Below are 16,841 nucleotides of genomic sequence, written 5' to 3'. Positions count from 1 at the left end.
TTAGCATTTGCTGAGAGTCTTTTGAAGATGGAGGTCAGTGGCGGATTCGAACCGCCGTACACGGTTTTGCAGACCGTTGCCTAGCCACTCGGCCAACCGACCTTATTCCTTGTTTTCGGTTTGCAAATATATGCAAAAAATATTGCCTTGCAACAGGGACTGTGGTTTTTTGATTATCGCGAAAGCTGAACGCTCACCTTTGCCAGCTCGCCACCCAGCGGCGGATTCATCTTCGATAGTTTGATGGTTGCCTTTTCGATGTCTGGAAATGAGCGGTATATCTGGTCGATGATTCGGGTGCACACATGCTCGAGCAAGGCAGAAGGGACTTTCATCTCTTCGCTGATGATGTCGTAAATTTTCTGATAATTCAGTGCATCGTCCAGATTGTCGGTTTGCCCGGCCTTGCTGCAGTCGGTATGGATGGTCGCCGACACCTGAAAGCGGGCGCCCACCTGTTGTTCAAAATCGTAATGCCCGTGGTAGGCGTAAAATTCCATTCCTTCTAATTCGATTAGATCCATCCTATTTCATTTTAAATATGAGTGCTTTGTTTGGTCTGTAAAATTAATTTTTCTTTTTAAGATGTTTAATTTTCGCGGGCTTGAAAAGCTTTTGTGCGGAATCATTTTATACTTTTGTCTTTAATTGGCTGCAAGGAGCCTGGTTGATTCGTATGGCGATGACGAATGTGCAGTAAAACGCTCCCGCATACGATGTTCGTTTTTTGCTTTTGCGTGGCCAATGTGTGATGATCGAAGTAGAATATAGATAAGTCTGATATATGAGTGAAAATAGTCCTGAAAAAGAAGTGGTGGTCAAGAAGAATTTTATTCACCAGATTATTGAAGAAGAAATTAAAGCCGGTAAGAACGGAGGAATGGTGCATACGCGTTTCCCGCCCGAGCCCAATGGCTATCTGCATATTGGCCATGCCAAGTCGATATGCCTGAATTTCGGGACTGCTCAGAAATTCAACGGGATTACCAACCTGCGTTTCGACGATACCAACCCCTCGAAAGAAGATACCGAGTATGTTGACTCAATCATGGAGGATGTGCGTTGGTTAGGTTTCGACTGGGGAGACCGTCTGTTTTATGCCTCGGATTATTTTCAGAAGTTATATGATTTTGCCGTCCGGCTGATTGAGGAGGGGAAAGCCTACGTTGACGATCAGAATGCGGAGACCATCAGCAGTCAGAAAGGAACGCCAACACGCCCCGGAACGGAAAGCCCTTTCCGCAACCGACCGGTAGCCGAGAGCCTGGATCTTTTTCAACGCATGAAAGCGGGAGAGTTTAACGAAGGCGAACGCGTACTGCGCGCCAAAATTGATATGGCCTCTCCCAATATGCACATGCGCGATCCGATTATATACCGGATCATGAAGACTCCTCATCACCGTACCGGTGACAAATGGAGCGTATACCCGATGTACGACTTTGCACATGGCCAGTGCGACTACTGGGAAGGGATTACCCATTCGGTTTGTACGCTCGAATTTGAGGTGCACCGCCCGTTGTACGACTGGTTTATCGATCAGCTGAAAGATTCGGATTACCGGCCACGACAAATTGAATTTGCCCGCTTAAACCTGACCTATACGGTGATGAGTAAGCGCAAGTTGTTGCAGCTGGTGAAGGAAAACTATGTGAACGGTTGGGACGACCCCCGTATGCCGACCATCTGTGGTTTGCGTCGTCGGGGCTATACTTCGGCATCGATTCGTAATTTTGCCGAGCGTATCGGTGTTACCAAGGTGGATGGGGTGATTGATGTAGCCCTGCTGGAGCACAGCGTTCGCGAAGACCTGAATAAGCATGCACAGCGTGTGATGGGTGTGTTGAATCCGTTGAAAGTGGTGATTACCAACTTCCCCGAAGGGCAGGTGGACGAGCTGGATGCGGTGAATAACCCTGAAAATCCGGACGCAGGCACGCGTAAAGTTCCCTTCACCCGGGAGATTTATATTGAGCGCGATGATTTTATGGAAAACCCGCCGCGCAAATTCTTCCGTTTGTCACCCGGCAAAGAGGTGCGCTTGCGCTATGCCTATTTCATTACCTGTAACGAGGTGGTGAAGGACGAAAACGGAGAAGTTGTCGAGCTGCGTTGTACTTACGATCCGGCATCGCGCGGTGGTAACTCGCCCGACGGACGCAAGGTGAAAGCAACCCTGCACTGGGTGTCGGTAACGGAGAATGTAAAAGCCGAAGTGCGCCTGTACGATCGTTTGTTCAGCGACGAGGAGCCCGACGGACATAAGGATAAAGATTTTCTGGAATTTCTGAACCCCGATTCGCTGGAGGTGCTGGATAATTGCTATGTGGAGCCCTTCGTGAAAGATGCCAAAGCACTGGACTCGTTCCAGTTCGAGCGACTGGGCTATTTCAATGTCGATCCGGATACAAGCTCCGATAAGCTGGTCTTTAACCGGACTGCTCCACTGCGCGATACCTGGGCCAAGATGCAGGGTAAGTAGTCCGGGAAAGCAGGACAGCCCGTGGTTAGTGGCAGTCTTGAGTCGGGAGTCGTGAGTCTTGAGTAATGAGACTTGAGTAATGAGTAATGAGTAATGAGACAAGATAGCCAAGAACACAGCGAGGGGGTTAGTAGCCTGAAAGGCTAACTTAATTCAGCCCGGGGCAAATGACCGAAGGGAATGGCACCCCGGGGAAAGTACCCCCTCCCGATCCCGCGATGTTGGAAAAAGCACCGCCGCAATAGAGTCTTAAGTCGTGAGTAATGAGACATGAGACTTGAGTATTGAGGCAAGATAGCCAAGAGCACAGCGAGGGGGTTAGTAGCCTGAAAGGCTAACTTAATTCAGCCCGGGGCAAATGACCAAAGGGAATGGCACCCCGGGGAAAGTACCCCCTCCCAATCCCGCGATGTTGGAAAAAGCACCGCCGCAATAGAGTCTTGAGTCGGGAGTAATGAGACATGAGTCTTGAGTAATGAGACAAGATAGCCAAGAGCACAGCGAGGGGGTTAGTAGCCTGAAAGGCTAACTTAATTCAGCCCGGGGCAAATGACCGAAGGGAATGGCACCCCGGGGAAAGTACCCCCTCCCAATCCTGCTATGTAGGGAAAAGCATCGCCGCAATAGAGTCTTAAGTCGTGAGTAATGAGACTTGAGTAATGAGTAATGAGACAAGATAGCCAAGAGCACAGCGTGGGGGTTAGTAGCCTGAAAGGCTAACTTAATTCAGCTAGGGGCAAATGACCGAAGGGAATGGCACCCCGGGGAAAGTATCCCCTCCCAATCCCGTGATGTTGGAAAAAGCACCGCCGCAATAGAGTCTTGAGTCTTGAGACTTGAAGCTTGAGGCTTGAGTTACTAGTCCTTGTTGGTTCTCCCTTTAGGGAGTCAGAGGGAAAAACAAGGACGGGGGATTTGTTGCTGGTTGCTGGTTGCTGGTTGCTGGTTCATCAGGCATTCAATCCTTCAATCTGAAAATCCAGTAATCCGTCTACTGTGCCTTCATCCAATCGTCAATGGTAAATCGTTAAATTGTAAATTATCCCTGGCTGTGCCTTCTTCCAATTGTCAATGGTAAATCGTTAAATTGTAAATTATCACTGGCTGCGACTTCTTTCAATCCTTCAATCAATCCAAACATCCTTCGATCCGTTTACCGATTCGCTGCTTTATTTGACCGATCGGCGATGACTGTTCCTAAAGAAATGGGCTATTTTTGAATGAAAATTTAAAAAGGAAGTCGTATGGATCATCCGGAATGGAAAAAGCAGCAGCCCGAGGGGGAGAAGGAGCGGAAGAGTGGCGGTGCAGCCTTGGGGATTATCTTCATCGTTGTTGGGCTCTATTGGATTGCGAAGGAGACCGGGCTGGGAGCCTACCTGCCTGGTTGGGAGTTCTTCCGGGACACCCTGTATGAAATTTATCATTTTTTAAGTACTAAGTTGGGCGACTATCTGTTGCCGATCTTGTTGGTTATTACCGGTCTGTTGTTGGTTAGCGGACGACGGAAGGTGGGGGGATTGGTGGTGCTGATAGCCCTGTTGTTTTTATTGCCCGATTTGGCAATTCCAGGTGTGCTGATGGTGGTCTTCTTTCCGGTGGTCCTCATCGTTATTGGGGTGGTGCTGCTAAAAAGTTTATTTTAAATTTGAGAATTGAAGTGCTTGATGTGGAAGGATTGAAAAATGAAGAACATGGAACAAAGAGCAAATAAAGGTTTTTATGTGGGGATGATTTTTATTGCCGTAGGGGCTATTTTAATGCTACAACGGTTAAACCTGATCCCTTGGAGCTTGACGGACATCCTGATTTCGTGGCAGATGTTGTTGATTGCCATCGGTGCCATCATGTTGCGAAACGGTAGTCAGGTCAAAGGCATTATTCTAATCGGTGTGGGAACATTTTTTATCCTTCCCGAGATTTTTGATGTTCCTTATGAGCTTCGGCGCGTGTACTGGCCGGCTTTGCTCGTGCTGGTGGGCGTTGCCCTGGTGTACCGGCAGCGCGGAGGACACCGGCAGCTGTATCATGGCGTTGAAGGGAAGACATTCGACGAGTTTGATGACTTTGTCATCTTTGGCGGACGCGAGATTTTCATCACTTCCAAGCAATTGCGAGGAGGACGTTCCACCTCGGTGTTTGGCGGTATTGAATATGATTTTCGGCAAGCCGGACTGGCGCCCGAGGGAGCAGTGATCGATTGTACCTGTTTGTTTGGTGGCACGGGGCTGAAAGTACCACCCGACTGGAATGTGCGCAACGAGATAACCACCATCTTCGGCGCTTTTACCGATAAGCGGGGCGACAGTTTCCAACAGGGGCAGCTGGATCCGGCCAAAACGGTGGTCATTAAGGGAATTACGCTGTTTGGCGGGGTCGAAATCAAACACGTTTAGCGGCTATGAAGCATCCCTTCCTCAATAACCGCCTGCTGAGTATCTACTATATCGTTTTTTGGTTGGTCATTGGCGTGCTGAATTTTTTGATCCAGGCTTTTTGGTACGACATCAGCTACCATCTGGCCGTCATCGATTCCTTTGTGATCTTCATCCTTTACCCGATTATGGGATCCAGCATCTGGTTTATCATTCAATATAACCGGTTGGACGAAAACGATTGGCTCAAGAACATTCTTTTTCACTTTGTGGCGGCCTCTATCATGAATGCCATCTGGCTTTACCTAAGCTACATTTTTATTAAGATGGTTGAGCAAAGTCATGTCAATTTTATTTGGGGATCGCTGCCCTCCAAGGTGCTTACCGGCTACTTATTATATGCCGGTTATGTGGTGTTTTTTTATGCGGTGAATTATTATAACTCGCTGAGAGACCGTATTAAACGTGAGGCGGAGATGAAGATGCTGGTTCGCGATGCCGAGCTGAATGCCTTGAAGTCGCAGATCAATCCCCATTTTCTGTTTAATAGTTTGAACAGCATCTCCTCCTTAACCATGAGCAGCCCCGAAAAGGCGCAGGAGATGGTGATTAACCTGTCATCGTTTATGCGTTACTCGCTGCAACACAATCGCGAAGAAAAAGTGGCCCTCCGGGATGAACTGGATCATATCAAACTGTATCTTGGGATTGAAAAAATACGTTTCGGTAAAAAGCTGAACCCTGTTTTTCGGGTTTCGGAAGAATGCCTGAATGCTCGAATACCCAATATGATTTTGCAGCCTTTGTTCGAAAATGCCATTAAATATGGTGTTTACGAGGCTACAGAACCGGTGGATGTTGTGATGAGTTGTGAGCCGGCGCAGGGCTTCTTCCGGATTAGCATTGAAAATGAGTACGATCCGAAAAGTAAGAAGCATAAGGGTGAAGGGATCGGCTTGCGCAATATCCGTCAGCGGCTGGCACTGATTTACGGTAACCCGGGGCTGTTGCAGGTGAGCGACCTGAAAACACGTTTTAAAGTAGAATTAATGCTTCCCCAAAAATAAACGGACCATGAATGAAAAATTAAACGTACTGCTGGTTGACGATGAAGAACTGGCTCGCGACCTGTTAAAATCGTACCTGAAAGGCCACGAGAAGGTGCAACTGATTGGTGAATGCGAGAATGGCTTCGAAGGAGTTCAAAAAATTAATGAGTTGAAGCCAGACCTGGTGTTCCTGGATATTCAGATGCCCAAGATCACAGGTTTCGAGATGTTGCAGCTGTTGGATCACAAGCCCGAAATCATCTTCACCACGGCCTACGACCAGTATGCGCTGAAAGCCTTCGAGATCAACGCTATAGATTATCTGTTGAAGCCGTTTTCGAAAGAGCGGATGTGCGCCGCCATCGATAAAGTCGTGGAGCGTCGCGGACAGGCACAGGAGCAGAGTCAACGCATCAGCCGTTTGAGTGAGTATGCCGATGAGGAATACCTGGATCGGGTCGTGGTGAAAGACCGGCACCGGATTCACATCATCCCCATCGAGCAGATTCGCTATATTGAGTCGATGGACGATTATGTTCTGATTTATACCGATGAAGGGCGGCAGATGAAGCAAAACACCATGAAGTTTTTCGAGAGCCATCTGGATCCGCACGAGTTTATTCGTATTCATCGATCCTATATTGTACGGGTGTCGCAAATCGAGGAGATCCAGCAGTATGAGAAAGAGTCGTACGTGGTTATTCTGAAAGATAAAACCAAGCTGAAGGTGAGTAAGTCGGGCTACAAAAATCTGAAAGAAGCCCTCGATTTTTAGATTTAGGATGAGTCGGGAGTGGCGAGCAACGAGATAGAAGTTGTCATTTGTTGTCATCGATAGTCGTCCGGCAATCCAGTAAATTTAACCGTTAAGGGCGCAAAGAAGACGCAGAGTTCCACAGAGCGTCTCAATTGGTTATTCAATATTGAATATTGTTTATTGGAAATTCAAAGAAAATCCCCCTGCCGATCCCGCGATGTTGGAAAAAGCACCGTCGCAATTGAGGATTGAGTCTTGAGTTGTCAATGATTGTCATTTGTCGTTAGTCCGATATCCAACAATCCGAGAGTCCGGCAATCCAGTAAATTTAACCGCTAAGGGCGCAAAGAAGACCCCGAGGATCGCCGAGAAATACCCCGGCGGGGTGAAATGTGAGTCTTGAGTCTTGAGTCGTGAGTCGTGAAGCTTGAGGCTTAAGTTATTAGTCCTTGTTGGTTCTCCCTTTAGGGAGTCAGAGGGAAAAACAAGGACGGGCGATTTGTTGCTGGTTACAGGTTACTGGTTGCTGGTTGCTGGTTGCTGGTTGCTGGTTGCTGGTTGCTGGTTGCTGGTTGCTGGTTCATCAATCCTTCATTCCTTCAATTTTTCCGTCAATCCAGTAATCCGAATATCCAGTAGTCTGCGACTGCGACTGAGACTGCGACTGAGACTGCGACTGAGACTGAGACTGAGACTCAGTCAATCCTTCATTCCTTCAATTCGTCCATCGGTCCAGCAATCTGAAAATCCAACAATCCAGTAGTCTGTGACTGTGACTTCGACTGTGACTTCGACTGTGACTTCTTCCAATGGTCAATGGTAAATCGCTAAATTGTAAATTATTTCTGGTTGCGGGTTCATCAATCCTTCAATCCGTCAACCCCAACATCCGATCACTTTTTTTACATTTGTTGTATTGATGCGAAAATAATGCGAAAAACATTTTTGATATTGGCCCTGATGGTTCCGGTTTGCAGTTTCGGAGCACGACAGGTACAGCCCGATGGCTATATGTTGTATGTTTTCTGGTCGCTTGCACTGGCGGTCGTTCTGGGACTGCTCGGAGCAGCTTTTGCTCCTAAGCTGACTGGCATGAAGAAGCCGAAGCGAAAGCGGCCGGAAGTTCACCTGATTGCCAATAAGGGAGATCAGCCGGAGGTGTTAACCTTATTTCTTGTCAATCAAAGCGGGAAGACGGTCGATTTTGATGCTCCGGTGCTGGAGTTTTGCAAAGGATTGAAGCGGCGAAAATTCAAGCTGAAAGGAGCCCGGGGAGCAGAACAGTATCCTTTACGGCTGGAAAATGGCCGGGAGTATGAACTTCAGATCAAATTAGCTGTTTTCCATCAACATGACCCGGCGCTCGGCTTATTTCGAAAGGCACGAGTTGTGCTGGCAGACTCATCCGGACAGAACTATACCAGCAAGTATATTCGTTTCCGCAAAAACTGAATGAATCATGCGTGATTGGCGATTTAACCATATTGATTTTTCAGCCTACCCCTGGTATGGGGGCGACGACTTGGGTGTTCGCTTGACGGAGACCGGTTTCCAGGCGCGGGTGTGGGCTCCAACGGCTCATAAGGTGGAGTTTCTAGTTTTTCGCAAGAGTTTGGGCGGAAAATCGTTGCACCGCTACTGGATGCACGCCGAAGAGCATGGATGCTGGGCACTGGAGCGCGAAGGGCATTTCAAAGGCCTGTATTATACCATCCGGGTGAACGATGGAGAGTGGCTGAATGAAACTCCCGGAGTTGATGCTCGAGCGGTGGGGATTAACGGGCGCCGTGGCTTATTCTTCGACCCTGCGGAGACCAACCCTGAGGACTGGAATGATGATCGGCCTGTTGCCTGCGAAAATGCTGTGAACGCCGTGTTGTACGAGATTCATCTGCGCGATTTTTCGGTGGCTGCCAACTCGGGGATGACTAACAAGGGCAAGTATTTGGCCTTTACCGAGGAGGGCTGCCGTACTGCCGAGGGGCTGTCGTCGGGGGTAGATCATCTGAAAGAGCTGGGCATCACGCATGTACACCTGTTGCCGGTATTCGACTTTTGGACTGTTGGCGAAACCAAACCGCTGAAAAAGTACAACTGGGGCTACGATCCACTGAATTATAACACGCCCGAAGGAAGTTATGCCAGCAATCCCGATACGATTGCCCGAATTAAGGAGCTGAAACAGTTGGTAGCTGCCCTGCATAAGGCCGGTATCGCAGTGGTGATGGATGTGGTGTATAATCATACGGGGCTGATTCGTCGTTCGTGGTTTAACCAAACGGTGCCGGGATACTATTACCGGCAAACGCGCTCGGGAACTTTTTCCAATGCTTCGGGATGCGGCAATGAGTTTGCCTCGGAACGGGCAATGGCGCGTAAGTACATGATCGACTCGCTATTGTATTGGGCCCGGGAATTTCATTTTGATGGCTTCCGATTCGACCTCATGGGCGTGCACGACCTGGAAACCATGTATGCCGTTCGGCTGGCACTCGATAAGCTGCGCCCGGGGATCTTGATGTACGGTGAAGGATGGACGGCCGACCGTAGCCCGATGGATGAAAATATGCGGGCTGTGAAACGCAATATCTCCCAACTGGAGCGGGTGGCCTGCTTTAACGATGACTTTCGCGATGCCCTGAAAGGAAATAATTTCGACGGCACCGGCCAGGGCTTTGTCAGTGGCCGCTTGTATCACGAGGAGTCGATCAAATTTGGCATTGTAGCGGCCTGTTATCATCCGCAGATTGTGTACAGCTATGTGGGAGAGTCGGCTTTTGCCTGGGCACGCCAACCCTGGCAGACGGTGAACTATGTGTCCTGTCACGATAATTTTACCCTTTACGATAAGCTTGTCAACAGCTGTCCCGATGCTACGGATGCCGAAATCCGGAAGATGCAGATGCTGGCTTTGGCCTTGGTGATTACTTCGCAGGGGATTCCCTTTATTCACGGAGGCTCTGAATTTTGCCGCTCAAAAAATGGCGAGCACAATACCTATAAGTCGCCCGACAGCATTAACCAGCTCGATTGGTCGCGCAAGAAAAAGTATGAAGATGTGTTTCGCTATGTATGCGATTTGATACGGCTGCGTAAGGATTTGCCGGCTTTGCGTATGGAAAGCTCCGATCTGATTCGCGAGCACCTGAAGTTCTCGTCCGACTACCGGATGGGGGTTGTAACTTACCGCATTGAAGACTATCCGGGGGAAAAACGATGGCGGAAAATGCAGTTTATCTTTAATGCCCGAAAAGAAGCTTTTCAGTTTGATCTGCCCAACGACGCCGGCTGGACCGTGTTGGCTGAGGAAAACCACATAGCGCTGGAAGGCATCCGCAAAGTGAAGGTGCAGGCGGTAAAGGTTCCTGCCATCTCGATGATGATCTTGGTGCAGTAGGGGATGAGTCGTGAGTCTTGAGTCTTGAGTCGTGAGTAGTGAGACAAAATAGCCAAGAGTACAGTGATGGGCTTAGCAGCCTGAATTGACCTGGCTTTTCAGGCTGGCGTTTTCTTCAACTGGTTGCTGGTTGTTAGTCCTTGTTGGTTCTCTCTTTAGGGAGTCAGCGGGTAAAACAAGAACGGGCGATTTGTTAATGGTTGCTAGTTACTAGTTGCTGGTTACTGGTTGCTGGTTGCTAGTCGCTGGTTACTAGTTACTGGTTACTGGTTGCTGGTTGCTGGTTCATCAGGCATTCAATCCTTCAATCCTTCACTCCTTCGATTTGTCCATCAATCCATCAATCCGTCAGTCCATCAATCATTCAATCTAAAACACGGCCAGCAGCAAGTCAATATCTTTGGATGGCATATTGAGTTTTTCGCCCAGGTCGCTGTTGGTCAGGATACCGTTGTAGATGTAGATTCCCTTTCGGAAACCTTTGGTCGATTTGATGTAGTTGGGGATGCCTCCGATCTCGCCGATAGAAATGATAATCGGAGCGAGCACATTACTCAGGGCAATAGATGCTGTGCGGGCAACCAGCGAGGCAATATTGGGCACGCAAAAGTGGACGATGCCGTTTTCTACATAGGTTGGGTTTTTCAGGTCGGTGCAGCGGCTGGTTTCGAAGCAGCCTCCCTGGCTCACATTCAGGTCGATGATGACTGATCCGTTTTTCATTTTGGCAACCATCTCTTTGGACACCCGGAAGAAGGGGGCCGAGTTCATGGACATGGCTCCCAGTACCACATCGGCCGACTTCAGCGCTTTCTTTAATACATTGGGGTAGAGTACCGAGGTAAACACCTGGTGGCCTAGTTTTTCCTCCAGCTTGCGCAATTTGAAGATGTCGTTATCGAAAATTTTTACGTGTGCCCCCAGGCCAATGGCTGCGCGGGCTGCAAATTCGCCGGCCGTGGTTGCTCCCAGTATGACCAACTCGGTGGGGGAAATACCGGTTACTCCACCCAGCAACACGCCTTTACCGTTGCGCGAGTTGCTCAGGTATTCGCTGGCAATCATGATGGAGCTGGCTCCCGACAGTTGGCTCATCAACTGCACCACCGGCAGACAATGATCTTCGTTCTCCAGATATTCGTAGGCGATGGCCGTAACTTTTTTACGCATCAGTTTCTGAATCGATTCCATGCAGTGCGTGTTTAGCTGCATATTCGAGATCAGCGTCTGATTTCCTTTGAGAAGATTGATATCCTCAGCGTCGAAAGGGGAGACGCGCAGGATAATATCACATTGAAAGATGTCGGCTCTTTTTTCGAGCACGATTGCCCCGGCATTGCGGTATTCTTCGTCGGAGTAGCTGGAGGCTTTCCCGGCGTTGGTTTCTAAAAAAATTTCGTGCCCGTACGATACCAGAAGCTCCACAGCTTCGGGCGTGAGGGGTACGCGGGCTTCCACCTTGTCGAAATCGGAGGGAATACCAATGGTAATTTTTTTCCCCTTTCGGCGTATTTCCAGCATTTCTTCCTGCGGCATATACCAACTTGCCAAGCCGCCTTTGTGCTCTTGATCTGTCATGTTTTGCAACTTATCGTACCAAGTTAGTTTTTCTGCTTAAGATGGCCAAATTGTTAGATGATATTGGCTGTCAGCAATCGGCTTGTCGGGCCTGTTTCTTCAATTTTTACTTCAACCAGATGATCGGGCAGCAGCCGTTCGATGCGCTCGGGCCACTCCATAAAGCAATAGTTGCCACTCTCCACATAATCGTCAAAGCCCAGGTCCATGGCCTCGGTCATGTCTTTGACGCGGTAAAAGTCGAAGTGATAAATTTTCTCCGGCAATTGCGTATCGTATTCGTTCACCAGGGCAAAGGTTGGGCTGGTAATGTTGTCGGTGGACCCCATAGCGCGGCACAGTGCCTTGATGAAGGTGGTTTTGCCGGCTCCCATATTCCCGTAGAAGGCGAATAGACGCTCATCTTTAAAGGTCTCGATAAACGCTTTGGCGACCTTCGGAAGATCCTCCAGCGTCTTTATTTCAATTGAAAACATAGTTGAAAAATTAATGCCTGCAAAATAATAAAGTTCTGATGATTTTTGCTGATTCCGGGTTGTTGATTTCTGAGCATCAATCGGCAAGCTTCCGTTTGGGTTGATGTTTTTTGAAATTTTCTATTTTATCGGTGACTTTTTACAACAGCTGATTTTGTTACAGGTTTTTTAAAGAAAAATGTGTTACTTTTGAACAAAACAAAGAAATTTGCAATTATGAATCTTCCTGAAAATTTGAAGTATACGAAAGAACACGAGTGGGTTCGTGTTGAAGGCGATACAGTCGTTGTTGGTATCACCGATTTTGCGCAAGGAGAGTTGGGTGATATCGTTTTTGTTGAAATAGAAACCGTCGGCGAGACGCTTGAAGTGGGCGAGACCTTTGGTACTGTTGAGGCTGTAAAAACAGTGTCGGATTTGTTTATGCCTGTTGGCGGCGAGATCCTGGAGTTTAACCAGGCGCTGGAAGATAGCCCTGAGTTAATCAACAAAGATGCTTATGGCGAGGGGTGGATGATCAAGTTGAAAATCGAAGATGCTGCTCAGCTGGACGATTTGATGGATGCCGCAGCTTATCAAGCTATGTTGGAAGCTTAAGCGAAAAAATGCTATATTTTCTGATCCCCGAAGCTTTGCTTACGGGGATTTTTTTTGCCCGGACTTGTGGTGATGTAGCTGATGATTTGAAGGCGTTGTGATGCGGCAGGCCTACTTTTATCGACGGTGATAGGCGCAGCAATTGCTGCCTGCGATCCCGGAGGGATACTATTTGGGGAGCTTAACGTCATCCCTGTGCAAAATTCCTTGCCGTACAGGACGGTACAATCTTTTTGTCGTCTTTCGTGCTTCCTAAATTAATTGGCTAAAGCCATTGCTGAAAAATGAGAGCCCGTCTCATAGGAGATCGTTCCGTTTTGGATTTTCAGTTGTCGTGGTTGTCGAACAATACATCACCAGAGTCAGTTGATGATCCGGCGGCGTGGCATCGTGGTGTCCCGCGATTTTCAAAAAAAAACTACATGATTCCGGGGAATCACCAACAGGGATGAAAGTTTAGGTTTTTTTCGACGATGCTGTTGTCGTTGTTTTCACAAGTTGTCGGGTTGTCATCCAAAACGCTATCAACCAGCAAGAAGGTCTTCTGATCAATGAGAAAAAGTTGGGAACCGGTTGGCCTATTTTTATCGTGACCGAAATCAAACGAAAAGCTTAGTGAACCCGGGAAGCTCCGCTCCGGCAGCTGCCGGATTGGAGATCACCCGGTTGAACTTAGCTTTCCGGAAGATAGCGGTTGCAGATAAAAATCAGCCATGACCTTTTTGTTTCGTTTTTGTGTCACTACAAAAATGAAAACCCGTCCGGTAGGACAAGGTTCCTTTTGGATCAAGAGTAGAAATCGAAAAAGCAGCAAGGATTGGAACAGAGCCCATTAGCTCAGGTTTGCTACCAAATGAGTCGTGGCTCCTGATTGGAGCTGAATCGACATTCAAAGCATCCCAGGTGCGGTTTGGAAATCCTGTCTATCGCAGACAGGCGCATCACCCGAAGGGACTTGCAAAAAAAAATCCGATTCTCGAAAGAACCGGATTTGTATGCGATGTGAAATATTTCTTACAATTTCTTGGCCACTTCAACCTCCTGGAAGGTTTCAATCATATCGCCAATTTTGATGTCGTTGTAGCCATCCACGTTCAGACCACATTCGTAACCTTTGGCCACTTCTTTGACGTCGTCTTTAAAGCGTTTCAGGGAGCCTAATGTTCCGGTATAGATCACGATGCCATCGCGAATAACCCGAACTTTGTGGGCTGCTGTACGGATGATTTTTCCGTCGCGTACAATACAACCGGCAACCGTACCAACTTTGGTAATCTTGAAGGTTTCCTGTACTTCGGCGGTACCAACGATCTCTTCTTTAATTTCGGGTGATAACATACCCTCCATGGCCGATTTAATCTCTTCAATGGCATCATAGATGATTGAGTACAGGCGGATATCCACTTCTTCTTTCTCGGCAACACGGCGAGCCTGAACGGAAGGACGCACCTGGAAGCCGACGATGATGGCATCGGAAGCAGTGGCCAGCATGACATCCGATTCGGAGATTGCACCCACAGCTTTGTGAATAACATTCACCTGAATCTCTTCGGTCGACAGCTTGATCAGTGAGTCGGAAAGTGCTTCGATTGATCCGTCCACGTCACCTTTCACAATCAGGTTCAGTTCCTGGAAGTTACCGATAGCAATACGACGGCCGATCTCATCGAGGGTAATATGTTTCTGCGTACGTAAGCCTTGTTCGCGGGCCAGCTGTTCGCGTTTGTTGGCAATCTGACGTGCTTCGCGTTCGTTCTCCATGACGTTGAACTTATCACCGGCCTGTGGCGCTCCGTCGAGACCCAGGATGATCACCGGTTCGGAAGGACCTGCCTCCTGAATACGTTGATTACGCTCGTTGAACATGGCTTTTACGTGACCGTGGTATTGTCCGGCCAGCACAATATCGCCTTGGCGTAAGGTTCCGTTTTGAACCAGCAGGGTGGCCACATAACCGCGCCCTTTGTCGAGCGACGATTCGATAATAGCACCTGTGGCACGTTTCTCTTTGTTGGCTTTCAGTTCCAGCATCTCGGCCTCGAGCAATACTTTTTCGAGCAGCTCTTCGATGTTAATTCCTTGTTTGGCTGAAATATCCTGCGATTGGTATTTTCCACCCCATTCTTCAACCAGGAAGTTTAACTGAGCCAGTCCTTCTTTGATTCTCTCGGGGTTCGCGCCCGGCTTATCAATTTTGTTGATGGCAAAAACAATGGGCACACCAGCTGCCTGAGCGTGGTTAATGGCCTCCTTGGTTTGCGGCATGATGTCGTCGTCGGCGGCAACAATGATGATGGCAATATCGGTTACCTGAGCACCACGAGCACGCATGGCTGTAAAGGCCTCGTGACCCGGTGTATCCAGGAAGGTGATTCGGCGACCACTTTCGAGAGTTACGTTGTATGCCCCAATGTGCTGGGTGATCCCTCCGGCCTCACCGGCAATTACGTTGGCGCTACGAATGTAGTCGAGCAACGATGTTTTACCGTGGTCAACGTGTCCCATCACCGTAACAATCGGAGCTCGTGGGTGAACTTCATCCGGCTCGGTATCTTCTTCCTCAATGGCTTCGATGATATCGGCGCTGACGAATTCAACTTTAAAGCCAAACTCATCGGCAACAACCGACATTGTTTCCGCATCGAGGCGTTGGTTGATGGATACGAATAAGCCCAGGCTCATGCAGGTTGAGATCACATCGTTGACCCCGACATCCATCATGGTAGCCAGTTCAGCAACCGACACAAACTCGGTTACTTTCAGAATATTTTTTTCGGCCGACTGTTTTTCAAACTCAGCGGCTGCTTTATCGCTGGCTGCTTGTCGTTTGTCGCGACGGTATTTTGATCCTTTGGATTTTCCTTTTCCGGAGGTCAGACGAGCTAATGTATCTTTAATTTGCTTTTGTACATCTTCTTCACTAACCTCTGTTTTAATCGGTCGTTTTTTAGGCCGGGGAGCGCCCGGTCGGGGATGGCCGCCTTGCTGTTTGTTACCCACAGCAATTTTTCCGGGTCCGTCTTTTTGAATACGACGACGTTTTTTCTTTTGGTCGCTTTGTTGGTTTTGACCCTGACCGCCGCTTCGTCCTTGCTTGTCGGGGAGGTCAATTTTTCCAACAACGGTTGGACCGGAAAGACGGTTGACATTGGAGCGGTGTTCGGGCGTTTTAGAGTCACCAGCCTGGTTGGCTTTGTTGCCTCCCTGAGCCTGACGCTTTTGTTTTTCGCGCTCGCGACGTTCGTCTTCTTTTTGTTTTTTCGACTTTTTAGTTGGTCGAGTTTTTTGGTTGATGCTGGAAAGGTCGATCTTTCCGACAACCTTCACTTCTTCTACTTTTGGTATATTGGTTGGCATTTGTTCCGTTTCTGCCGGTTTGGGCTGTTCCTCCTCTTTTTGGGGAGCATCGGCTTTTTCCGGGCTGGCTTCCGGTGCTTTGGCGGCTGGCTGTTCTGCTTTTGGGGGAGCAGCTGTTTCCGTTTTTGGCATTTTCGGGAGCTCTACTGTTTTATCTTCTTTTTTAGGCGCTTCAGCCGGCTTTTCTTCTTGAGCTTTGGCTGGGGCTGGTTCTTCCTTTTTCGGCTTCTTGGCAGCGTCAAGGTCGATTTTTCCTAAAATTTTGGGTTTTTCCAATGGCGTGCTGTACGTCTTGGTCGGTTCCGCTTGCGGTTCTTGCTTCTTGGGTTTGTTAATTGGCAAATCTTGCTTCGAACTGCTATGGTCGGTAATGCGGATTTCGTCCTGTTGGAAATCATCTTCCTCCGACGAATCCTCCTTACTGTCGTCCTGTACGTCGTCCAAAGTGATGGTTTCTTTTTTGTTTCGCTGACTGCGTAAGTTGATGTTGTCTGCTTCTTTTTTCAGAGAAATATCATTCTTATATTCCTTTTCCAGAAGATGATAGGCATCGTCCGGAATTTTGGTATTGGGGTTGTTGTCCACGTCAAATCCCTTCTTATGGAGGAACTCAACAATGGTATGAATACCCACGTTAAATTCTCTTGCTACCTTATTCAGTCGCGTATTTTTCTTGCCAATTGTCATAAACCCAATCTCTTATTTTTAAAAGCGGTTTCGAGCCGGGGCTCAAAAACACTGCAATTTTACTCAATTTATTTAAAACCTGACAG

General features: G+C 48.3%; 12 protein-coding genes and 1 tRNA gene. 8 read left to right on the top strand and 5 right to left on the bottom strand.

From position 1 onward, the window contains the following. Window positions 1-28 precede the first annotated feature (28 nt). Both C8N47_RS15075 and folB read right to left on the bottom strand, forming a co-directional pair. Window positions 29-102, bottom strand: a tRNA-Cys gene (locus C8N47_RS15075). A gap of 71 nt (window positions 103-173) precedes the next feature. Further along, window positions 174-524, bottom strand: a complete 351-nt coding sequence (gene folB, locus C8N47_RS15070; RefSeq protein ID WP_107823399.1) for a dihydroneopterin aldolase — start codon at window positions 522-524, stop codon at window positions 174-176. A gap of 260 nt (window positions 525-784) precedes the next feature. On the opposite strand from folB, the gene C8N47_RS15065 reads away from it, so the two are divergent. From C8N47_RS15065 to pulA, 7 genes are all read left to right on the top strand, one after another. After that, window positions 785-2,482, top strand: a complete 1,698-nt coding sequence (locus C8N47_RS15065; RefSeq protein WP_107823398.1) for a glutamine--tRNA ligase/YqeY domain fusion protein — start codon at window positions 785-787, stop codon at window positions 2,480-2,482. Between the two features lie 1,244 nt (window positions 2,483-3,726). After that, window positions 3,727-4,128, top strand: a complete 402-nt coding sequence (locus C8N47_RS15060) for a hypothetical protein (RefSeq protein ID WP_107823397.1) — start codon at window positions 3,727-3,729, stop codon at window positions 4,126-4,128. A gap of 48 nt (window positions 4,129-4,176) precedes the next feature. Beyond that, window positions 4,177-4,878 (top strand): LiaF transmembrane domain-containing protein, encoded by a 702-nt coding sequence (locus tag C8N47_RS15055; protein WP_170111414.1) that lies wholly within the window; start codon window positions 4,177-4,179, stop codon window positions 4,876-4,878. A gap of 5 nt (window positions 4,879-4,883) precedes the next feature. Further along, window positions 4,884-5,924: a sensor histidine kinase gene (locus C8N47_RS15050; protein ID WP_107823395.1), complete on the top strand. Its 1,041-nt coding sequence runs from the start codon at window positions 4,884-4,886 to the stop codon at window positions 5,922-5,924. Window positions 5,925-5,931: 7 nt separating this feature from the next. Next, window positions 5,932-6,681, top strand: coding sequence for a LytR/AlgR family response regulator transcription factor (locus C8N47_RS15045; protein WP_107823394.1), 750 nt, complete (start codon window positions 5,932-5,934; stop codon window positions 6,679-6,681). Window positions 6,682-7,593: 912 nt separating this feature from the next. After that, entirely contained in the window at window positions 7,594-8,115 is a 522-nt protein-coding gene (locus C8N47_RS15040; protein WP_107823393.1) for a hypothetical protein, read from the top strand. 7 nt (window positions 8,116-8,122) lie between these two features. Then, window positions 8,123-10,060 carry a type I pullulanase gene (gene pulA / locus C8N47_RS15035; RefSeq protein WP_107823392.1) on the top strand — a complete coding sequence of 646 codons (1,938 nt, stop codon included), beginning with the start codon at window positions 8,123-8,125 and terminating at the stop codon, window positions 10,058-10,060. Between the two features lie 369 nt (window positions 10,061-10,429). On the opposite strand, the gene C8N47_RS15030 is transcribed toward pulA, so the two are convergent. Continuing rightward, window positions 10,430-11,638 carry an alanine dehydrogenase gene (locus C8N47_RS15030; RefSeq protein WP_107823391.1) on the bottom strand — a complete coding sequence of 403 codons (1,209 nt, stop codon included), beginning with the start codon at window positions 11,636-11,638 and terminating at the stop codon, window positions 10,430-10,432. 53 nt (window positions 11,639-11,691) lie between these two features. After that, window positions 11,692-12,114: a tRNA (adenosine(37)-N6)-threonylcarbamoyltransferase complex ATPase subunit type 1 TsaE gene (gene tsaE / locus C8N47_RS15025; protein WP_107823412.1), complete on the bottom strand. Its 423-nt coding sequence runs from the start codon at window positions 12,112-12,114 to the stop codon at window positions 11,692-11,694. A 216-nt stretch (window positions 12,115-12,330) separates the two neighbouring features. On the opposite strand from tsaE, the gene gcvH reads away from it, so the two are divergent. After that, window positions 12,331-12,711 carry a glycine cleavage system protein GcvH gene (gcvH, locus tag C8N47_RS15020; RefSeq protein WP_107823411.1) on the top strand — a complete coding sequence of 127 codons (381 nt, stop codon included), beginning with the start codon at window positions 12,331-12,333 and terminating at the stop codon, window positions 12,709-12,711. A gap of 1,014 nt (window positions 12,712-13,725) precedes the next feature. Here gcvH and infB read toward each other — a convergent pair. Beyond that, window positions 13,726-16,755, bottom strand: coding sequence for a translation initiation factor IF-2 (gene infB / locus C8N47_RS15015; protein WP_107823390.1), 3,030 nt, complete (start codon window positions 16,753-16,755; stop codon window positions 13,726-13,728). Window positions 16,756-16,841: the final 86 nt, after the last annotated feature.

This window comes from Mangrovibacterium marinum (assembly GCF_003046625.1).
Taxonomy (GTDB): Bacteria; Bacteroidota; Bacteroidia; order Bacteroidales; family Prolixibacteraceae; genus Mangrovibacterium; species Mangrovibacterium marinum.
The sequence above is the reverse complement of the archived record's forward strand: the minus strand, read 5'-3'. Positions and strand labels throughout refer to the sequence as shown.